Annotated in this window: 23 protein-coding genes; 3 read left to right on the plus strand and 20 right to left on the minus strand. The window is 40.9% G+C overall.

All coding sequences use genetic code 11. The annotated features are described in order from the left end of the window. Positions 1–53: 53 nt before the first annotated feature. From zinT to NBG71_RS16700, 3 genes are read right to left on the minus strand one after another with little or no spacing between them, the layout of a single operon-like run. Complete coding sequence (gene zinT, locus NBG71_RS16690; RefSeq protein ID WP_075672798.1) at positions 54–701, minus strand: metal-binding protein ZinT; 648 nt, start codon at positions 699–701, stop codon at positions 54–56. Positions 702–705: 4 nt separating this feature from the next. Then, positions 706–831, minus strand: a complete 126-nt coding sequence (gene ykgO, locus NBG71_RS16695) for a type B 50S ribosomal protein L36 (RefSeq protein WP_006535739.1) — start codon at positions 829–831, stop codon at positions 706–708. A gap of 10 nt (positions 832–841) precedes the next feature. Beyond that, positions 842–1,090 carry a type B 50S ribosomal protein L31 gene (locus tag NBG71_RS16700; protein ID WP_196563762.1) on the minus strand — a complete coding sequence of 83 codons (249 nt, stop codon included), beginning with the start codon at positions 1,088–1,090 and terminating at the stop codon, positions 842–844. Between the two features lie 236 nt (positions 1,091–1,326). Here NBG71_RS16700 and NBG71_RS16705 point away from each other — a divergent pair, with 236 nt between their 5' ends. Further along, complete coding sequence (locus NBG71_RS16705; RefSeq protein ID WP_250917030.1) at positions 1,327–3,021, plus strand: hypothetical protein; 1,695 nt, start codon at positions 1,327–1,329, stop codon at positions 3,019–3,021. Positions 3,022–3,074: 53 nt separating this feature from the next. Next, a complete protein-coding gene (locus NBG71_RS16710; protein WP_099660280.1) occupies positions 3,075–3,743 on the plus strand; it encodes a LysM-like peptidoglycan-binding domain-containing protein in 669 nt (222 codons plus the stop codon). An 82-nt stretch (positions 3,744–3,825) separates the two neighbouring features. Here NBG71_RS16710 and rplI read toward each other — a convergent pair whose 3' ends face one another. The 17 genes from rplI to tsaE all read right to left on the minus strand — a co-directional run bounded on the left by rplI (position 3,826) and on the right by tsaE (position 20,320). After that, on the minus strand, positions 3,826–4,275 hold the full coding sequence (gene rplI, locus NBG71_RS16715; protein WP_023583606.1) for a 50S ribosomal protein L9: 450 nt from the start codon (positions 4,273–4,275) through the stop codon (positions 3,826–3,828). Between the two features lie 40 nt (positions 4,276–4,315). Beyond that, a complete protein-coding gene (rpsR, locus tag NBG71_RS16720; protein ID WP_000135199.1) occupies positions 4,316–4,543 on the minus strand; it encodes a 30S ribosomal protein S18 in 228 nt (75 codons plus the stop codon). Positions 4,544–4,547: 4 nt separating this feature from the next. After that, complete coding sequence (gene priB / locus NBG71_RS16725; RefSeq protein ID WP_006535746.1) at positions 4,548–4,868, minus strand: primosomal replication protein N; 321 nt, start codon at positions 4,866–4,868, stop codon at positions 4,548–4,550. Positions 4,869–4,876: 8 nt separating this feature from the next. Beyond that, positions 4,877–5,275 carry a 30S ribosomal protein S6 gene (rpsF, locus tag NBG71_RS16730; protein ID WP_075672794.1) on the minus strand — a complete coding sequence of 133 codons (399 nt, stop codon included), beginning with the start codon at positions 5,273–5,275 and terminating at the stop codon, positions 4,877–4,879. A gap of 163 nt (positions 5,276–5,438) precedes the next feature. After that, a complete protein-coding gene (gene rlmB, locus NBG71_RS16735) occupies positions 5,439–6,170 on the minus strand; it encodes a 23S rRNA (guanosine(2251)-2'-O)-methyltransferase RlmB (RefSeq protein ID WP_164530220.1) in 732 nt (243 codons plus the stop codon). 101 nt (positions 6,171–6,271) lie between these two features. Continuing rightward, positions 6,272–8,767, minus strand: a complete 2,496-nt coding sequence (rnr, locus tag NBG71_RS16740; RefSeq protein WP_219495390.1) for a ribonuclease R — start codon at positions 8,765–8,767, stop codon at positions 6,272–6,274. A gap of 39 nt (positions 8,768–8,806) precedes the next feature. Beyond that, a complete protein-coding gene (gene nsrR / locus NBG71_RS16745; RefSeq protein WP_036914714.1) occupies positions 8,807–9,235 on the minus strand; it encodes a nitric oxide-sensing transcriptional repressor NsrR in 429 nt (142 codons plus the stop codon). A 428-nt stretch (positions 9,236–9,663) separates the two neighbouring features. Continuing rightward, a complete protein-coding gene (locus NBG71_RS16750; protein ID WP_072069601.1) occupies positions 9,664–10,962 on the minus strand; it encodes an adenylosuccinate synthase in 1,299 nt (432 codons plus the stop codon). A 102-nt stretch (positions 10,963–11,064) separates the two neighbouring features. Continuing rightward, positions 11,065–11,235 (minus strand): hypothetical protein, encoded by a 171-nt coding sequence (locus tag NBG71_RS16755; RefSeq protein WP_164530206.1) that lies wholly within the window; start codon positions 11,233–11,235, stop codon positions 11,065–11,067. A gap of 183 nt (positions 11,236–11,418) precedes the next feature. Further along, positions 11,419–12,423 carry a protease modulator HflC gene (hflC, locus tag NBG71_RS16760; RefSeq protein ID WP_075672791.1) on the minus strand — a complete coding sequence of 335 codons (1,005 nt, stop codon included), beginning with the start codon at positions 12,421–12,423 and terminating at the stop codon, positions 11,419–11,421. Positions 12,424–12,425: 2 nt separating this feature from the next. Further along, positions 12,426–13,700, minus strand: coding sequence for an FtsH protease activity modulator HflK (gene hflK / locus NBG71_RS16765; protein ID WP_075672790.1), 1,275 nt, complete (start codon positions 13,698–13,700; stop codon positions 12,426–12,428). 92 nt (positions 13,701–13,792) lie between these two features. Next, complete coding sequence (gene hflX, locus NBG71_RS16770; RefSeq protein WP_075672789.1) at positions 13,793–15,076, minus strand: ribosome rescue GTPase HflX; 1,284 nt, start codon at positions 15,074–15,076, stop codon at positions 13,793–13,795. Positions 15,077–15,170: 94 nt separating this feature from the next. Next, entirely contained in the window at positions 15,171–15,458 is a 288-nt protein-coding gene (hfq, locus tag NBG71_RS16775; protein ID WP_075672788.1) for an RNA chaperone Hfq, read from the minus strand. Positions 15,459–15,567: 109 nt separating this feature from the next. Next, positions 15,568–16,509, minus strand: a complete 942-nt coding sequence (gene miaA, locus NBG71_RS16780) for a tRNA (adenosine(37)-N6)-dimethylallyltransferase MiaA (protein ID WP_069369879.1) — start codon at positions 16,507–16,509, stop codon at positions 15,568–15,570. Next, positions 16,478–18,490, minus strand: a complete 2,013-nt coding sequence (gene mutL, locus NBG71_RS16785) for a DNA mismatch repair endonuclease MutL (protein ID WP_250917031.1) — start codon at positions 18,488–18,490, stop codon at positions 16,478–16,480. The genes miaA and mutL overlap by 32 nt, the downstream gene beginning before the upstream one ends. A 23-nt stretch (positions 18,491–18,513) precedes the next feature. Then, a complete protein-coding gene (locus NBG71_RS16790) occupies positions 18,514–19,839 on the minus strand; it encodes an N-acetylmuramoyl-L-alanine amidase (protein ID WP_250917032.1) in 1,326 nt (441 codons plus the stop codon). A 13-nt stretch (positions 19,840–19,852) separates the two neighbouring features. Next, complete coding sequence (tsaE, locus tag NBG71_RS16795) at positions 19,853–20,320, minus strand: tRNA (adenosine(37)-N6)-threonylcarbamoyltransferase complex ATPase subunit type 1 TsaE (protein WP_250917033.1); 468 nt, start codon at positions 20,318–20,320, stop codon at positions 19,853–19,855. Between the two features lie 225 nt (positions 20,321–20,545). On the opposite strand from tsaE, the gene queG reads away from it, so the two are divergent. Continuing rightward, positions 20,546–21,700: a tRNA epoxyqueuosine(34) reductase QueG gene (gene queG / locus NBG71_RS16800; protein WP_075672784.1), complete on the plus strand. Its 1,155-nt coding sequence runs from the start codon at positions 20,546–20,548 to the stop codon at positions 21,698–21,700. Positions 21,701–21,763: the final 63 nt, after the last annotated feature.

Here is a 21,763-nt window from a genome sequence, read left to right on the forward strand (position 1 = left end):
CATTCCTTTGCTAAAGATTTTTATTATTTTATTTTCTCTTTATGTTACTTAAATCAGTGATAAAGCATTTCGTGAACAATATCATCTGCTTTCATTGAATAAGGATAATATGTTGGCCAATTACTTAATTCTTTAAGTAACTCATCTTGCGATGTATTGCCCATATATAAATGGAAGTGCCCTGCTTTCTCTGGTGCAATAATGTGGTCGCTAAATTGAATAAACTTAGGTGCTTGGCTTTTGGCATCATCGCAGCGGAAAAGATAGCGTACCCCTTTTTTACCAGACTCATAATGTAGAATACGATAACCATCATAATGATATTCACAGCTATCGACTTTCTCTCCACGATGGAACTCGATGATATTATTTTCAATACCAATCATATCCACATCAGTTTTATAGCCTTGTGTATAGTAAGTTCGGTACTCTTCGACTGTTTTATCTTTTTTTGCTTCTGCTTTCTTTTGTAAAACCTCATCTAACTCGCCACTAAGAAGATAAGGCTCTACAGATTGCCATACACCATCCCAATCACTGAGTTGGCGATCAAGAACATCCTTGTCCTCAAAAATCCCATTAGCGGCATCTCGTTGAGCTTGTGTTTGTACTTTTTCATGATGGTGGCCATGTGCTAAAACAGACATTGCACTACCCAATAGTCCCATAATAAAAATACAAGAAAGAACTGGCTTTTGCATAATCTTACCCCTGAACAGCTTTAAAACGTGGGTTTGACTTACAAATCACGTAAAGGCGACCACGGCGGCGCACTACTTTACAATCTGGATGGCGTTGTTTTGCACTTTTCAATGAACTTAATACCTGCATTGTCTCTTCCTTACTTAATAAATTGACCAAAACGTTTATTAAAGCGTGCCACATTACCTTCTTGAGAATGTGTCTTTTGCTTACCGGTATAAAATGGGTGTGATTGAGAGGAGACATCTAATGTCACATAAGGGTATGTTTGCCCTTCATACTCTATCTTTTTTTCCGTTTGGATGGTTGAACCCACTTTAAAATAAGCATCTACACTTGTGTCATGGAAAATCACTGTTCGATATTGAGGATGAATACCTAGTTTCATAACAAACCTCGTTTTATTTGTAATGTTATAATGTAACAATTTAGAATTTCATTAATGTAACGCTTTTTAATTTTATTGACCAGTTTTTTTTGATTTGTTTTTCTATCTCAAGAGAGGAATTGTGTTTGGGATAAGTCTCTTTTAAGTGATATAAGTGGATTTTCTGGCTTTTTTTGTCCAGCTTTCCTATTTTCCGCTAAAGTTATACTAAGACGGCAAAACAAATAGGATTTATTATGACTAATTGGCGCGATAAGCTTTTCAGTAAGTCACCTCTGTCTATCGACCTCACAATAGACTTTCCTAACGTTTGTCCTTCTTCTGTTCCTTCAATTCTTTCGCTGTTAGCACCTTATGAAATAGGTGATACACCTTTACCTGATGAATTAAATCTATTATCAGACGTTCACTTAAAAACAAAACCTGATGATGATTCAATACCTTTTAGTTGGTCGGCAGGAGCTCGTGAAGGTATTATTTTGCACCAACGAATAGGTCGAGCAATTGAACAACAGCCTTCTCAAAAAACATGTGAAGAATTTGCGCTATCCCTCTACCATGCAATAAAGCATGTCGTTCTTTTACCTGATAAAGAACATGCCACTTCTTTTTATTCACTTGCCTGCCAAGATAAACTCGCTCCTATTACCTATCTTTCGCATTTGATAGATAAAATAGAACAAGATGAAGCACTGATTAATCATGAGACCTATTTTCAATTGATCTTGTGGATCTTAAAGTTAAGTCCTGATAAGAATCCTATCAAAATAGCTTTAGGGCTATTAGGATCGTTTAATGATAGTACTTCTCAGCGTTTACTCTTATTGTTTGCCCTGCATCCTGAATTTACCCTTTATGCTATTCGTTCGCTAAAACAGCGCCTTTCTTGTGAAGAGTTTGAGCCTTTTTTACACTCCCTAGGTCAACGAACCAAAGGCTGGGGACGCATCCAGTTTATCGAGCATTTGCCTTCAACACTGTCTGTTAATAATCGCTATTGGCTACTGACTGAAGGGTATAGAAATAATGTAATGACAGAGTATGTCGCCTATGACTGTGTCACAAAAGGGACACTATTAGAGATGCTGAATACGCATCCTTTAGATAATGAGCTATTGCTTGGTTGTAGCGATCTTTTACGTGCACTGCTTAATGGCGGTCCCGCAAAAGATATTTATGATTATGTAGAGGGCACCCAAGCATGCAACGCTTTTATTTCACAAGTTGATACTTTACCTCCAAAAGAATTAAAGCTCCTTTATTGTGTCTGTGAAATTGCTGACTTTGTGCAAAACAGTGGTGAAGATTGGTTATTGCTTGAGTCTCTCGGCTGGAACGATCATTGCCAACAACAAATTATTTCTGCTTCACAAAATATTATTCAAAAACCAGAATGGTCGACACTTATTATTGAAGCATTACAAAGCCCTTTTCGCTCAAAAAATTACCAAGCAAGTCTTGTTGCTAAATCTCTTCGCCTTGATATTTGGGAGTTACTCTTCTCACTACAAAAAGATAATCCCAATGCAGATTGGTGGCACCAATTAATGCAAACGGATGCCTCTCACAAAATAGAAAGAGTAGTTAAACTTGCAGAACAACAAATTGAATTAACAGCATTAGATAGCACAGATGATCCATTAATAACTACCCACTCTGAATATCAGCCCCATCATGCCGTTGAATATATTATGCAAGATCTTGGTGGTTTTCCCGGTATCGGCTGGTCACTTATAAAAAGGCAATTACGTAGTCCGACATTGCGTGATAGAAATATGGCGCTGAATGTTCTTTCAACATGGCCTGACACATTATTGCCTCATGATCTTTATGGTGAATTAGCGCAGGCTTTAACCATAGAAACTGATAAAAATGTGTATCAACGCATGAAACTATTTTTAGTTAACCATCAAGGAAATAAAGAACATTAACGGTTAGAGCGAATAGATAATTCTGAAAAGAATTCAGGGAGCAGGTTAGGATCATGGTTCGTGCTAGTATGGCTACAAGGAATAAAAAAGATGTTACAGCAATTCATAATACTGATTCACAGATCAATAATGAGGTGAATATGGGCAAATTCCCTGGCTTACATCGTCGGGCAATACTGGTTATTGCTATTGTTTTATTGGTCATATTTTTTTGGCCAACCAGTGAAAATAATGGTGAACCACCTCAACCGTCATCATCGACACATGACCTTCCTGTGCCTATTTCACCATCAGTATCAACAAATGATCCGACTTATCAAACCTCGACCTCTCAAGCGCAAGATAGCTTAAATGCCGATCCCGCTGTTTCTCCATCAATAGAGGCTCCAACGGCAAATGATCCAGAGGAAAATGTTGCTCAAACAACACCACAACAAGACACTCAATCAACACCAGCGCAAACATGGCAAACTTATACCATTAAAGAGGGGCAAACCTTAGCGCAACTGTTTAGAGACAATCAACTTCCTGTCAATGATGCATTCTCTATGGCGAAATCAGAAGACCAACAGAAATCATTAAGCCAATTACGCACAGGACAAGCTATTCGTTTACAGCGTAATCCACAAGGTGATGTCAGTATGCTAGAAGTGACAAATAGCGCCGGTACTGTTATCACTTACACTCGTTTGAGTGATGGGAGTTATTACCGTACACCATAGTAAGAAGAGATTTAATTTATCCAAAAAAAACGCCAGCTAAGCTGGCGTTTTTCTTTATCAACATTAACTGTTTAATCAGAGATTATTCAGCAACGATGATAACATTCAGTTCAGCGAATACGTCACTGTGAACTTGGAAGTGAACTTCGTGGTCACCAGTAGTACGCAGAACGCCATTTGGCAGGCGAACTTCGCTCTTACACATTTCAACGCCAGCAGCAGTTACTGCATCAGCGATGTCACGAGTACCGATTGAACCAAACAGTTTACCTTCGTCACCCGCTTTAGAGCTGATAGTGACAGAACCCAGTGCATTGATCTTCGCTGCACGAGCTTCAGCTGCTGCTAAAGTTTCAGCTAATTTAGCTTCTAACTCAGCACGACGCGCTTCGAAAAACTCGATGTTTTTCTTAGTCGCAGAAACAGCTTTACCCTGTGGGATTAAATAGTTACGAGCATAGCCCGATTTTACGTTAACCTGATCACCCAGGCTACCCAGATTCGCTACTTTATCAAGCAGAATAATTTGCATTACCTTATCCTCTACAAGTCATTAATGGACTATATACCTATTACTGATGACGATCAGTATAAGGTAATAAAGACAGGTAGCGTGCGCGCTTGATAGCACGAGCCAGCTGACGCTGGTATTTTGCACGAGTACCGGTGATACGACTTGGTACAATTTTACCACTTTCAGTGATATAGTTTTTCAGCGTAGCGATATCTTTATAATCGATCTCTTGTACGCCTTCTGCTGTGAAACGGCAGAACTTACGACGACGGAAATAACGTGCCATATGGCTAGTCTCCAGAATCTATCAATTCAATCTGCTCGGCATGAAGCACCAATTTAAACAATCCATTTCGCGCCTGATGGCTACTAATGAATCCAGAAACGGTGATTTGGCTGCCGACCGTTATACTGTGAGTAACTGCTTGTAACGCTTTCCCGCTAGCAATAATGGGCATTCGGCACCATGATTGTCTTTTTAATCCCGCCTCTTCTTGTATTGAACGATGTTCAATAACAAATTGACAGTGCGGGATCCCAGCGGGGCTAACTTTTCGAATTAATGCTTTGCACACTGTGCCAGTTAGCACCAAATGATTATTAGCCGTCACAGCACTAATTACTCTTCAGAATCCTCTGCTACATCATCAACTTCATCTTCATCACCTAGGTCATCAGCGATATCACGACGGCGTTCGTCTTTTGCTTTAACCATTGGAGAAGCTTCAGTTACTGCGTGTTTAGTACGCATAATCATGTTGCGGAGAACGGCATCGTTGAAACGGAAAGTAGTTTCCAGTTCATCAATCACTTCCTGCGGAGCTTCAACGTTCATCAGAACGTAGTGTGCTTTGTGCAGTTTGTTGATTGGATAAGCTAATTGACGACGACCCCAGTCTTCTAGACGGTGGATCTGACCATTTGCATTAGTGATAGCGGTTTTATAACGCTCGATCATGCCCGGAACTTGTTCGCTCTGGTCAGGATGAACCATAAAAACGATTTCGTAATGACGCATTTGATATTGCTCCTTACGGATTTATCAGCCTCCTGTCAGGGTCAGTCACCACCCATGGAGGCAAGGAACTTGTTTAAGTTGTGACTGAAAAAATTGACGCGTAACTATACCCCCGCGACCAATAAAACTCAAGGGAGTATAGATAATAAAATAAACTAAGCGATTATTTCACCATAATACGCTGGCGCATCGCTTCAAATAAGCAAACGCCGGTTGCCACAGAAACGTTAAGTGATGATACCGTACCCGCCATTGGGATACTAATCAGCTCATCACAATGCTCTCGCGTTAAGCGACGCATACCTTCACCTTCAGCGCCCATTACTAATGCCATTGGGCCTGTAAGTTTGCTTTGATATAAAGTGTGGTCTGCTTCGCCTGCTGTGCCAACAATCCAAATGTTCTCTTCTTGCAATAAGCGCAAAGTGCGTGCCAGATTTGTTACTCGGATCAACGGCACACTTTCCGCCGCACCACAAGCCACTTTTTTGGCTGTTGCATTTAATTGTGCAGAGCGATCTTTAGGAACGATAACAGCATGCACACCCGCCGCGTCAGCGCTACGTAAACATGCCCCTAAATTATGAGGATCTGTGACACCATCTAACACTAATAAGAAAGGCGTCCCAACTTTAGCTAATAAGTCAGGTAAATCTTGTTCTTGATACTGACGACCTGGTTTTACTTTAGCAATAATACCTTGGTGAACAGCACCTTCTGTTTGGCTATCTAACCATTGACGATTAGCGACTTGAACCAGAATGCCTTGTGCTTCTAATTCATGAATAACCGGTGTTAAACGGCGATCTTCACGCCCTTTTAATACATAAACTTCTTTAAAACGTGCAGGATCACGCTCAAGTAATGCGGTTACTGCGTGAATACCATAAATAATTTCTTCGCTCATAGCGGTGCTTACTCATTAAAAAATAAAAGGCACAAAACAGATAAAAGGCGGAGTCTCCGCCTTTTAAAAAGGATCAGAAGAATAAAACGTTATGCGTTATCGCGTTTGGCTGCGCGTTTAGCTTTAAGTTTTGCCTCTATCTTTTTGGTTTGTGATGATGCTTTCTTACGTTTGCTACTTGCTTTATCTTTCGCAACTTGGTCTTTTACGGCTTTGTCTTTGCTCGCATTACCTCGACCTGATGATGATTTACCTTTTTTGAAGGCACTATCTGGCTCAAAGTTTTTATCTTTGCTTGCATCACGACGGCGAGACTTACTAGAACTTGCGTTTTTCTTGTCTTTTTCACCTTTTAAACCACGAACACGGGCTGTTTTACCCGGATTACGCGCGGTGCGTGTTGTTGAAATTAAAGAGAAGTCGATAGTGCGTTCATCCATACTCACTGCTTCAACTTTCACTTCAACTTCATCACCAAGGCGATAGACTTGTCCTGAAGACTCACCAATTAAGCGTTGCCCTACATTATCATACTGATAATAATCATTATTTAATGTAGAAACATGCACCAGACCATCAATAAACAGATCATTTAAACGAACAAAGAAACCAAAGCCCGTTACGCTGGTGATAATACCGGTAAATTGTTGACCAATTTGATCCAGCATAAAGTCACATTTTAGCCAATCAGCAACATCTCGTGTTGCTTCATCAGCACGGCGCTCAGTTAAAGAACAGTGCTCGCCTAATTGCAACATGGTGTCCATATCACTATGGTAGCCACCCGTTGGGGTCCAACGTTGTGAGCCATAACCCTCTTGTTTGGCAATTTGATATTTAATTGCTCGGTGCAAGGCTAAATCAGGGTAACGACGAATTGGCGAGGTAAAATGCGCATAAGATTTTAATGCTAAACCAAAGTGCCCACGATTTTCAGGATCATAAATTGCCTGTTTCATTGAGCGCAAAATCATGGTTTGTAGCATTTCACGATCAGGTCTGTCTTCAACCTCTTTCATGACACGTGCATAATCTGCTGGCTCTGGTGTTAATCCGCCAGGCAGCGTTAAACCTAATTCATTAAAGACAGAGCGTAGATTCAAGACGCTATCTTCTTTGGGTTTATCATGAATACGGTAAAGTGCAGGTTCTTCGTTTTTCTCAACAAAACGAGCGGCTGCGATATTAGCAAGGATCATGCACTCTTCAATCAATTTGTGTGCATCATTACGAACAACGGGCTCAATACGCTCAATGCGACGCTCGGCATTAAAGATAAACTTCGCTTCTTCTGATTCAAAACCAATTGCACCGCGCTGTTCGCGCGCTTTATCTAATACTTGGTATAGCTCATACAGATGCTCAATATCTTTAACGATGGGCTTATAGTGCTCACGCAGTTCTTCATCACCTTGAATGATTTTCCACACTTTGGTGTAGGTCATTCGAGCATGAGAACTCATCACCGCTTCATAGAATTTGTAAGAGGAAAGACGCCCTTGCTCAGAAACGGTCATCTCACAGACCATACATAAACGGTCAACTTGTGGGTTTAATGAGCACAAGCCATTAGACAGAACTTCTGGTAACATTGGCACTACTTGAGAAGGGAAATAAACAGAATTTCCTCGGCTACGTGCTTCTGTATCTAACGCGGTTTGTGGACGCACATAATAACTAACATCTGCAATCGCAACCCATAAACGCCAACCACCACCTTTTTTACGTTGACAATAAACGGCGTCATCAAAGTCTCGCGCATCTTCACCGTCAATAGTAATTAAAGGTAAGCCACGTAAATCAACTCGCCCTTCTTTAGCTGATTCAGGCACTTCCTCTTTTAAATCAGCAACTTCTTTTGTCACTTTTGCAGGCCAGGTATACGGGATCTCATGAGTACGTAATGCGATTTCTACCGCAATACCTGTTCCCATGGTTTCACCTAAGATCTCAACAATACGACCTACTGCTTGCGTGCGTCGAGTTGGTCTTGTCGTGATCTCAACCACCACCACATTTCCCATACGCGCGCCCATGATATCCTCTTTAGGGATAAGAATATCAAAGCTTAAACGACTATCATCAGGTACAACAAATCCCATACCTGACTCAATAAAATAACGACCTACAATTTGGTTATTTCTTGGTTCAATAACACGAACAACACGACCTTCACGACGACCTTTTCTATCCATACCTAAAGGTTGGGCAAGGATAACATCACCATGCATGGTTTTTTTCATTTCATCTTGTGAAAGATAAAGGTCATCTTTTTGACCTTCTGCACGTAAAAAACCATAACCATCGCGGTGACCGATTACCTTACCTTTCCATAAATCAAGACGTTCAGGTAATGCATAGCACTGGCGACGGGTAAAAACTAATTGACCATCACGCTCCATCGCCCTTAAACGGCGACGTAACGCTTCTAAGTCTTCTTCACCTGAAATTTTTAACGCCTGTGCTAAATCGTCACGGCTCATTGGTGCCGTGCGTTTTTTCATTTCTTCTAAAATATATTCGCGACTAGCAATTGGAGAGGCGTATTTTTCTGCTTCTCTATCCTGAAAAGGATCTTTTGACATTATGACCTCCAAGCTATCAGATTTGATGAAATAGTAGACTCAAACATCTTCTAATAACAATTTATATAAGGAGCTATTATTCTCAACTAGCTCTGCGAGTGTGTGACGGTCTAACTCTTTCAAAAACTGCTCGATTGCCTGATTCAACACCAGTTTTAGTCGACAAGCTGGGGTAATGTGGCAAAACTCAGCACTACAGTTTACTAATGAAAGTGGCTCTAAAGCACGAACAACCTCACCCACAATGATATCTGTTGCAGGCTTGCCTAAACGGATCCCTCCATTTTTACCGCGAATAGCCTCAACAAAACCTAAATGGCTAAGTTGATTAATAATTTTCACCATATGGTTACGTGAGACGCCATAGACTTGTGTCACTTCAGTGATACTTGTCATCTTGCCTTCTGGCAATGAAGCCATATATATCAATGCCCGCAATCCATAATCTGTAAAACTGGTTAATTGCACAATGACCTCTGAAAAGTGGTTTTCCCTATTAAAGTCGTTAAGGGATAAGTAATTATTAATGAGAATATCATTTTATTAAGCAATATTATGTTTAATTTTTGGACATTTAGCAAAGATATGCTCAAAAGTGGGTTATTTCCATATCTCACTTGACTATTAGCAAAATAATAGCGACATCGCAGGCAAAGAAAAAGCGATACTGTCGATTTTCAACAGATCGCTTTTCTATTTCTGACTCTACAACAATAACATTGTCTTATTGTTTTTTACGCGTTACCGATAAAACAGAAGCAAAACCGAGTGTAAAGCTGTCTTATCTTGTATGTGTAACACGTATTTTTATCTCAATTTAACCAACAAACAGATACGAAAAAATCGCCCCTGTCATTTTCAGGGACGATTTTCACATCAAACCAATTTAATGCAGATTATGCATCAAATGGATGACGGAGAATGATGGTTTCTGAACGGTCTGGGCCTGTAGAAACGATATCAACAGGAACACCTGTTAACTCTTCTACGCGCTTGATGTAGTTCAGCGCTGCTTGTGGCAGTTGAGCGTGATCTTTCACACCAAACGTCGTTTCGTTCCAGCCTGGCATTGATTCATAGATAGGCTCGATACCTTCCCAATCATCAGCAGCTAAAGGTGTTGTATCAATCACTTCACCGTTTGGTAAGCGATAGCCTACACACAATTTCACTTCTTTCAGACCATCTAACACATCCAGTTTAGTCATGCAGAAACCAGACAGTGAGTTGATTTGAACAGCGCGGCGAATAGCGATGATATCTAGCCAGCCAGTACGACGACTACGGCCTGTAGTTGCACCAAATTCTTGGCCTTTCTCACGTAAGAAGTCACCCACTTCATCAAATAATTCAGTTGGGAATGGACCTGCACCTACACGAGTAGAGTAAGCTTTGATGATCCCTAATACATAACCAACATAGCGAGGGCCTAGACCTGAACCTGTTGCCACACCACCAGCGGTTGTGTTTGAAGAGGTTACATACGGATAAGTACCGTGGTCGATGTCTAATAAAGTACCTTGTGCACCTTCAAACATCACTAACTCACCGTTTTGTGTTGCTTTGTACAGTAAGTCAGAAACATCAACAACCATACCAGTCAGAATATCAGCGATTGCCATGATATCGTCTAAGGTTTTTTGGTAATCAACAGGTTCAACTTTGTAGTAGTTCACCAGTTGGAAGTTATGGTATTCGATGATTTCTTTGAGCTTTTGTGCAAACGCTTTTTTATCAAACAGATCGCCAACACGTAAACCGCGACGAGCAACTTTATCTTCGTAAGCAGGACCGATACCACGGCCTGTTGTACCGATAGCTTTTTCGCCACGAGCTTTCTCACGCGCATTGTCTAATGCGATGTGATAAGGAAGGATTAATGGGCAAGCTTCAGACAGAAGTAAACGAGAACGAACAGGAATACCACGATCTTCAAGTTGGGTCATTTCCTTCATCAGCGCTTCCGGTGATAAAACGACACCGTTTGCTATGATGCTAACAACATTTTCACGGAGAATGCCTGATGGGATTAAATGAAGAACGGTTTTTTCACCGTCGATGACTAGAGTGTGACCCGCGTTATGGCCACCTTGGTAGCGAACAACATATTTAGCGCGTTCTGTCAGCAAATCGACTATCTTGCCTTTGCCTTCGTCACCCCACTGGGTGCCCAATACGACAACGTTATTACTCATTTCAAAATACACTCGGTTGCTTAAAAAAGGATTCTACCATCTCAATTCAAGAGTTACAGTAGATTTTATCTAATTATGTCATCCCCGCTTTTAAGCAATAGATTATCTTGCCATTGTCAATATTTTTGCCCGAAAAATCCGCATCACAAACGTATTGTGATTTTTATCAACAGTTTTGATCGCAAAAACAGGAAGCAGAGTGACATAAAAGTGAAAACGGCGAAGAAGACGCTTCGGAATTGCCGAAGGTTTATCTTGAAATGCAATTTTCACTTTATACTATCCCAGCTAAAACCATTTTGGAAACCATTAAGCGTAAATTTTCATCTTTTTATGCACAATTATTTATTTCTTAGCTTGATTGCTATCTTTATCTTATTGATATCAAAAAAAATCCCCCACTTTTTAAGGTGGAGGATTTTATTATTTACTCAAACGGTTTAACACGTTTAGAAATTACTCTTCAATCGCTCGCGCTTTTGTTGGTGCTTTCATATAGCGTAAGAAGTCGCTATCAGGGCTTAACACCATGACGTCATTGCCGTCTTGGTTAAAGCTCTTCTCATAAGCACGTAAGCTACGAATGAAGGCATAGAAGTCTGGATCTTGGTTGAATGCATCAGCAAATAGTTTAGTTGCTTGTGCATCACCTTCACCGCGAAGACGTAATGATTCACGCTCAGACTCAGCCAGTGTCTCTGTTACAGTCTTATCAGCAGCTGCACGAATTTTCACCGCTTGCTCTTGACCTTGTGAACGGTGACGACGAGCAACGGCCTCACGCTCTGCACGCATACGCTGGTAAATCGCTTCAGAAACTTCCATAGGTAAGTTGATTTGTTTGATTCGAACGTCAATCACTTCAATACCTAAAGCCGCCATACTGTTCATATTGATAGCTGGAGCTTGGCCTTTAGTTTCTTCGGCCACTTTTTTAGCTGCAATCGCAATTGCATCATCAGCAGCGCTTGAATCACGAGAAGGAGTACCTTCATTCAGTGCATTACGAACATCAATGGTTAAACGACCACGAGAATCCGTAATAATTTGGTTTACGCTCATACGACCAATCTCAGAACGTAAACGGTCACTGAACTTACGACGCAGTAAAGTTTCAGCTTGCGTTGTATTACCACCACCTGTTGCCAGATAGTAAGTACTGAAATCACTGATACGCCATTTTAGATAAGAATCGACTAATAAGTCTTTGTTCTCACCTGATAAGAAACGGTCTTGCTGGATATTCATAGTTTGAATACGCGCATCCAGTTTTTTCACATTCTCAATGAATGGAATTTTAAAATGAAGACCTGGTTCATAAACAACAGGTTTATTTTCAGCATCACGCACAACTTTCGCAAAGCGTAAAATGATACCACGCTCATATTGTTGAACGACAAATACAGAGGAGTACAACAACGCTAAAATAATAACTGCAACAACAGCGATAACTTTACGCATGATTATTGTCCTCCTTGATTATTGCCGTAAGGCTGACCATAACCGCCATTATTACTACCATATCCACCATTACCATAAGTCGTTGTTGCTGGTTTTTGTGCCGGTGCTGGATTTACAGTTGGAGCGGGTGTGTTGATACGAGCAGGTGCCTCAAATGTATTTGATGGTGCAGATTGAGATTGCTGACGTAACATTTGCTCTAAAGGCAGCACTAACATGCTATTGCCTTTATCATTAGCGATGACTTTACGTGTTTTTGATAACACTTTTTCCATCGTTTCAATGTAAAGACGCTCGCGAGTAATTTCAGGAGCAGCACGATATTCAGGTAAGATTTTAGCAAAGCTCGCTACCTCACCTTCTGCTTTCATCACCACACTAGTTTTATAAGCGGTTGCTTCTTCAATCATACGTTGCGCGTTACCTTTTGCTAACGGTAACACTTCGTTTTTATAAGCTTCAGCTTGGCGAATTGTTTTTTGTTCTTCTTCACGAGCAGCAATTACGTCATCGAATGCCGCTTTTACCGCTTCTGGTGGGCGAGCCACTTGGAAGTTGACGTCCACAATCGAGATACCCATGTTATAAGGGCGGATAGTCTCTTCTAATTCTTGACGTGTTTGGTCACGAATTTCTGAACGGTTAGAAGTCAGAATTTTTTCCATTTCTGAACGACCAATAACGCCACGTACTGCGCTGTCAGTTGCCTGACCTAAGCTGTTAATTGGTGTTGTCAGGTTAAATAGGAATGTTTCTGGATCAGAGACAACATACTGTACGTTTATCTCGACTTGAACCATATTTTCATCTGACGTTAACATCATGCCACCCGTGGTTAAATCACGGATAGTTTTTACGTTAACAGGCTGAACTTCATCAATAAAAGTCGGTTTCCAGTTCAGACCAGGTTCAACGATTTGGTAAAATTTACCAAAACGAGTCACAACGCCTTGTTCTGCCTCTTTGATGGTATAAAAACCACTTGCAGCCCAAACCACGACAACCGCACCTAATGCAAGAGAAATCAAAAGATTTCCAGCATTGCCACGAGGACCGCCATTTTGCCCAGAAGAGGAGTTTCCACCTTTTTTACCGCCGAAACCACCAAGCTTTTCACTCAGTTTACGGAACATATCATCGAGATCTGATGCTCCACGATTCCGACCTCCTTGATTACCGTTGGAGTTACCGTTGCCATCGCCATTATTATTGCCGCTGTTTCGGTTACCCCACGGGTCGCGGTCTTGTCCGTTGTTACCGGGCTGATTCCACGCCATGTTCTAGCTCCATTATTATGATTAGATTTATCAGGCTTAAGAGCCGATTTCGTCGCCAGCTCTCAGTTAATGTTCATTATTATGGCCGAATATCAGACCACGTAATCCAATAAATTTGGTTCCTGCTTGCAAAGGCGGCGCCAGTCTACCATAGGCATACGTATGATTAGCCCAACTTTACCGTCTTTTTCAATCCATTCACGTTCTATTGACTGTAATTGATAAAAACGACTACGTAAGCGCCCTGTATTTTCTGGCGGTAAACGTAATTCAAAGTGTGCGATCTCACCTGAAAGACGTTCTGTCAACGCCTGATACAACAGAGGAATACCTTCGCCTGTTTGTGCAGAAACCCAAACCCTAACGGGTAAGTTTTCTTCATTTCGATCAATTCTTGGGGTGAAGTCTTCAAGAAGATCAATTTTGTTCATAATATGCAGTGTTGGTATTTCTTGAGCATCAATCTCTTCTAATACACTTTCAACTGCATGAATATTTTCCTCAAAACGGCTATCTGCTGCATCAATCACATGAAGAAGTAGGGTAGCTTCTCGTGTTTCTTGCAAAGTGGCTTTAAAAGCAGCAACAAGATCATGAGGTAAATGTCGAATAAATCCAACCGTATCAGCTAATACAACGGTTCCCACATCATCGACCTGAATACGTCTTAATGTCGGATCTAGTGTTGCAAAGAGCTGATCTGCTGCATACACATCAGAACAGGTAATATGATTAAATAAACTCGACTTCCCTGCATTTGTGTAACCAACAAGGGATAATGTTGGAATATCAGCTTTACTCCGCGCTTGCCGTCCTTGTTCGCGCTGACGCTCAACCCTACCCAATCGCATTAGAATTTGACTAATTTTACCTCGGAGTAAGCGACGGTCTGTTTCTAGCTGAGTTTCACCTGGTCCTCGTAACCCAATCCCCCCTTTTTGTCTTTCTAGGTGAGTCCACCCTCTGACTAAGCGAGTTGATAAGTGACGTAACTGGGCGAGTTCTACCTGTAGCTTTCCTTCATGGGTTCTTGCTCTTTGAGCAAAAATATCAAGGATAACTCCCGTGCGATCAACCACACGGCATTCACAAAGTCTTTCCAGATTTCGTTCTTGTGCAGGTGTTAGTGCATGATTAAATAAAACAACATCTGCACCACTTGCTTTTACAGCTTCGGCAATTTCTTCTGCCTTACCTTCACCCACATAATATTTAGGATGAGGCGCTTTGCGATTTCCTGTAATAATCTGAACTGGTTTAACACCCGCAGATGTCACCAAAGATTCAAATTCTTGCAAATCATCAACGTTCTTTTCTTGAGAAAAGAAGACGTGCACTAAAACGGCTAATTCGCCACCTTCATAACGATCAAACAAAGGCGAAACCTCTTGGACTTTATAAAAACAGGAAAAAACATAGGTAAAGTCTCCCTACCTATGTTTTTCTTATATCTAGAATAATATTAGATTATTATTCTGCAACATCATCCTGCTGAGCAGCGCCACCATTGTAGCCTGTACCAGTTTGGTTCGTGCCTGTGTTGCTATGATGAGAAACAGGACGCGAAGGTACCACGGTAGAGATAGCATGTTTGTATACCATCTGACTTACTGTGTTTTTCAGCAAAATAACAAATTGGTCAAAAGATTCGATCTGACCCTGCAATTTAATGCCGTTTACCAAATAGATAGAAACGGGAACCCTTTCACGACGTAATGCGTTCAGGAAAGGATCTTGCAAAGATTGCCCCTTAGCCATTCTATGTTTTCCTTATTTTGTTGTTTTATATTAGAACCCAATTGGTTCGAAAAATGAACTACTCAAAAATTGCACTTTGGCAACTATCAATTTTACACAAACCTACCATCTATGCACTAACTACCTGCAAAACAGTGTCAAGAGATTGTTTTGGATCTTCACTATCAAGCCAGTGAATGTCATTCCAGCCTCTTAACCAGGTGATTTGTCGCTTCGCTAATTGCCGGGTAGCGCAGATCCCTCGATAAACCATCTCATCATAATCTATTTCGCCTGATAAATATGACCACATCTGGCGATAACCGACACAACGTACAGAAGGTAGATCTTCATGCAGATCGCCCCGTTCATATAACGATTTTACTTCATCTTCAAATCCACACGTTAACATCTGTTTAAAACGGGCTTCAATGCGTTGGTGAAGAACATTTCTATCTTTCGGAGCAATCGCAAACTGATAAACATCATAGGGCAAAGACTCGCCTGATATTTTTGTCAATTCCGTCATTGTCTTACCTGAAATCAGGTAAACTTCTAGCGCGCGAGAAAGTCGTTGAGGATCATTAGGGTGGATCCGTTGTGCTGCTACGGGATCAACCAATGCTAACTCTTTATGTATTGCCTCCCACCCTTGTTCTGCTGCTTTTTTTTCTATTTCAGCACGAACATCCGAATTGGCACTGGGTAAAGGCGATAGACCTTCAAGTAACGCTTTAAAATATAGCATAGTCCCACCCACTAATAGTGGAATTCGCCCAGCCGCAGTAATTTCTTCCATTGCATTTAGTGCATCACGTCGAAAATCTGCAGCTGAATAGGGAAATGCGGGATCTAGAATATCAATTAATCGATGTGGAGCAAGCGATTGCTCATTCGCATCCGGCTTCGCTGTACCGATATCCATACCACGATAGATAAGAGCTGAATCCACGCTAATAATATCTACAGGCAGTTTCTGTCTCAGTGCAATTGCTAATGCTGTTTTACCTGACGCTGTAGGTCCCATTAGAAAAATTGCTTTAGGTTTTATTTGCGTGTTCACATCGCTCATTATTTAATGCCACTACCACCGGTTGTAAATCAATTAATTGTAATAAGTTTTTTGCTGGCTGTCTGACATATTGAGGGCAGAGTCTTTCAATATCAGCCAATAATCCTACTGCTTGAGCTTGCGACCATTGCGCCTGCTCTGCCCCTAATTGTTTTGCCAACCATTGCCCAAGTTGTTGCTCAGTACAAGATTTTTCTGCTGACAAATAGGCTAATAATTCGGTCAGCAACACAGGTAAATTTTGCTGGCGCAAAGGTAACGACACCGCATGTATTGTTGCTTTACCGTGAGAAATTTCGATAACGATCCCGAAATGACTAATTAGCGATTGAAACTGATTGAATACACTAATTTCTTCTTTGTTCAATACCAATTTTAAAGGCACTAACAAAGGTTGTGGCTTCAATATTTCATCTTTAGGCAGTAATTGCGCACATTTTAACAGAAAATCAGCTTCTTCCAATGATAACAGCCCAAGACCTTGTGAAGATTCTATTAACGCATATTTGTGCTGATAAATTGCCAATACTCGCCCAAAAGTATAATCAGTTTCTCCATCTTTCGCATTGACGGAACGAGGCATCACCGAAATAACATTTTCTTCGATATTATTAGTTGTATGAACGATTTCACCTAAATTCAATGGGGCACGATCAGGAAATAGTGGTATTTTTTCTTTATCTTTTGATGTGGATACACTTTCTTGCATCATTTTTTGATAAAGCTCACCTTGTGTCCGTTGGTAACTTTCACCAAATTGACGATGATCTCCAAATTGAGAGCCCTGTTTTTTTTGATGAAGGTTATTGTTGTTCTCTCGTTCATTGGCGTTGTGTGATGATGTATTTGGTGGAGTTTGAGCCACTGGTACTTGATAAGGCTGAGAAAATACGTTTTCGCCTGCAACTTGACGGTTTTCAGGAAAATTTAACGCTATTTCGTGTTCTTCTTCGTCATCTGACGTCAGTGATAAAGGCTCTTGCGTTGCTTGTCGTAAAACACTCAATACACCTTGATAAATAAAATCATGAACCAAACGAGATTCATGAAAACGAACTTCATGTTTCGCAGGATGCACGTTTACATCGACTTGGTGAGGATCAACACTTAAGTACAAGATGTAAGAAGGTTGCTGCTCTCCTTGCAAATAACCTTCGTAAGCTTGACGAATAGCATGATTAATCAACCTATCACGCATCATTCGTCCATTCACATAGCAATACTGAATTTCACTACTTTGCACTGGTGATAAAGGGTGTTCTACCCAACCCTTTATTGCTAAATCACCATGTTCCCACGATAAATGCATTGATTGATTGACAAAATTATTACCACAAATCGCACTCAAACGGCGATTTTGCTGACTTTCATCCTTCACTGCACGGTATTGCCGAACTCGCTTACCGTTATGGGTAAGGTTTATAGAGATATCAAAACGCGATAATGCAATGCGGCGTACCACTTCATCAATATGTGCAAACTCTGTTTTTTCAGTACGTAAGAATTTACGTCTTGCTGGCGTGTTATAAAAGAGATCAAGCACTTCTACCGTACTTCCGACAGGATGAGCGGCAGGTTTAACAGTCACCGCCATATCTCTGCCTTCAGCGTAAGCTTGCCATGCTTCTTCTTGATCTTGAGTACGTGATGTCAGTGTTAAACGGGAAACTGAGCTAATACTCGCTAATGCTTCACCACGAAAACCCATACTCATTATGGCTTCGAGATCGTCAAGACTTGATATTTTGCTGGTTGCATGGCGAGCAAGTGCTAACTTCAAATCATCACGATTGATACCACATCCATTATCACGAATACGAATAAGCTTGGCGCCACCTTTATCGATATCAATATCAATTGAGGTCGCGCCTGCGTCTAAACTATTTTCCAGTAACTCTTTAACGACAGAGGCTGGTCTTTCAACAACTTCCCCTGCGGCAATTTGGTTTGCAAGCTGAGGAGGTAATAAATTTATCGCCATTACCTTTATTCCATTTTACTCAATCAATTAGGCGCGTTTTGTAAAGGATGAGCCAGAAAATAATTTCTTAAACCCGCGTGAATAGATGTCGCAAGTTTCTCTTGATAAGCATCAGATATCAGTAATTGCTCTTCTGCTGCGTTGCTGATAAAGCCTGTTTCAACTAAAATTGAAGGGATATCAGGTGAACGTAACACACCTAAGCTCGCATGTTCTGGTGTTTTCTTATGTAGTGAACCCACTTTTCTTAGTTCAGACAATACAGCAACAGCAACGTCATAACCTACTCGCTGCGAATTACCAAACTGCAAATCAAGCACTGTTTGACTTAAATAAGGATCAGCACCATCCAATGCGTCGCCGGCACCACCGAGTAATTCAGACTGTTTCTCGCTTTGTTCAAGCCACTTACCTAACTCACTGTTTGCACGACGATTAGAAAGCACCCACACAGAAGCACCCCTTGCGCTACGATTTGGCGCTGAGTCTGCATGAATAGACACTAACATATTCGCACTTTGCTTACGGGCAACTTCAGAGCGCCCGGCAACTGAGATAAAATAATCGCCACTACGTGTTAGAACAGGTTTAAACATAGGATCATTACGTAAACGCACTTCCAACTTCCTTGCCACACTTAGCGTTACGTCTTTTTCACGATTACCTTTCTGACCAATTGCTCCCGGATCTTGCCCACCATGACCCGCGTCTATCGCAATAATAATTTGGCGAGAGCCCGCTTGTGGTTTTGATGGTGTATTACGTGGCTTTACAATAGGAACAACAGGTGTGACTTCTGCTGTCGGCTTGGTCATTAAAGGCGCCATTTCCCTATTTGTATTTGCAGTTGATGTAGTTGTGGTTGCTGTCGGTGATAACGTAACAACACTGACTGCCGATTGAGCATTGCTATTTTGTCGACTATTTATAGCTTTGATAGTAAGCACTAACTTATAGCCACCACTTACATTCATTAAACTCTCAGTTACGACAACAGGCTGGGCAAGCTCCAGTACTATACTTTGGTATTGGCTATCTTTTGATTGCGTTGTACGAATTTTATGAACTAATAGGCCGTTACCTAATGTTGCAGGTAATCCTGTAATTTTTGTGTTCTGTTTAAAATCCATCACCAAACGGTCAGGGCTTTTTAATGAGTAATATCGATAACTCGGCTTCCCATCACTAAAAGTGAACGTGAGAGTTGTTGCTGAAATACCGTTTTCTGCTTTTACTTCTGTCACAGTCGCGGCTTGTGCTATTTGCACAAAAAATAAAGACAAAACAACCAACAGAAAGGCAACAACATAGCGCTGACTTTGACTCACAATGGTGATGAGACTCGACATAATCAATATTCCTTTATGCAGACTGAATACGGGATAAAACAGTATTCCCTCTTTGTGAAAGGGCAACAAAACGCGCTTTTCGACCTTCATCTTCGTAACTTAAATGAAGTTCTAAATCAGCGTTTGGTAAAAAGCCTTCGCCTTGCGATGGCCATTCAATAAGGCATAACGCGTCTTGCTCAAAATAGTCGCGTATTCCCATAAACTCCATCTCTTCAGCAGAAGCTAAACGATAAAGATCAAAATGATAAACAGGATTTGGCGAAAGCATATAGGGCTCAACTAATGTATATGTTGGGCTTTTAACATGCCCTTGATGACCAAGCGCTTGCAAAAAGCCTCGGCTAAAGGTTGTTTTTCCAGCACCAAGATCGCCATATAAATAAATGATCAATCCGCTATGATTAGTCGCCATTGCAACAGCACGCCCGAGTTCAACTGTCGCCGCTTCATCTTCTAATGTAACAACCCATTCTTTCATATTTAATATAATCTATTGTTAAGTTATAACGGCTTAATAAAGAGAGATCATTGGAGAACATCAAATACTAAGCTTTATATGTTTTCTTAAGGCAAATAGTTATCGAAATCACTATCAAATAACCATACCATAAATCTATTTATTGCGAGGATTTTTCCTACTGCCTCACTATGATACACTGCGCGCTCTTAGGACTCACCTCTTACCTATTAATTCGGTTTATTCATGTCATCACTCGATCTTAATCTTCTCGCTCAAAACATTAAATTATGGGGTTCTGAGCTAGGTTTTCAACAAACAGGGATATGTGATACTGACTTATCACCTGAAGAACCTCGCCTGCAAGCGTGGTTAGATAAGCAATATCACGGTGAAATGGCGTGGATGGAAAAGTATGGAATGACACGAGCCAGACCTCATGAACTGGTTCCGGGTACATTACGTATTATCAGTGTGAGAATGAATTATCTTCCTACGGATGCTGCTTTTGCACGAACCCTAAATAATCCAGAACAAGGTTATATCAGCCGTTATGCACTTGGTCGGGATTATCACAAAGTATTAAGACAACGTCTTAAAAAACTCGGCGAAAGAATTTCACAATATTGTCAGCAATTCGAATATCAAGGGGTAGTCAACTTTCGTCCTTTCGTTGATTCAGCACCTATTATGGAGAGACCATTAGCCGTTAAGGCAGGTCTTGGTTGGGTTGGTAAACACTCACTTGTTATTAACAATCAAGCAGGCTCTTGGTTTTTCCTTGGTGAATTACTGATTGATTTACCTTTACCTACGGATAACCCAGTTGAAGAGCAATGCGGTAAATGTGTCGCCTGTATGACAACCTGCCCGACAGGTGCCATTGTTGAACCTTATACTATTGATGCTCGTCGCTGTATTTCTTATCTCACTATCGAACTCGATGGCGCTATTCCTGAAGAATTTCGTCCTCTGATGGGTAATCGTATTTATGGCTGTGATGATTGCCAGCTTATCTGCCCTTGGAATCGTTTTTCATCACTGACTGACGAAGAAGATTTCTCTCCAAGAAGAGCGCTTCATACCCCAGAATTACTCGATCTTTTCCAATGGAATGAAGATAAATTTCTGCGTATTACAGAGGGTTCACCGATCCGCCGTATTGGCTATTTACGTTGGCTTAGAAATATTAGCGTGGCGTTAGGAAATGCACCTTATCAAGATAAAATTATACTTGCCTTGCAAGAACGCTTTGGATTGAGTGATGTTTTAGATGAACATTTAAACTGGGCGATTGCACAACAGACAGCAAAGAGAAATGAGAAAGAAGTAAAAATACAGACTTCACAACAAAAACGCTTAGTAAGGGCGATAACTAAAGGCTTACCTCGTGACGCTTAATTTTTAACAGAATAAACGCATTACGAGTAACCATTAATTTCCTCTGTGAATAAAATAAAAATC

The sequence above is a fragment of the Proteus sp. FZP2095 genome, assembly GCF_023701425.1.
In the GTDB taxonomy this organism is placed as follows: domain Bacteria; phylum Pseudomonadota; class Gammaproteobacteria; order Enterobacterales; family Enterobacteriaceae; genus Proteus; species Proteus cibarius.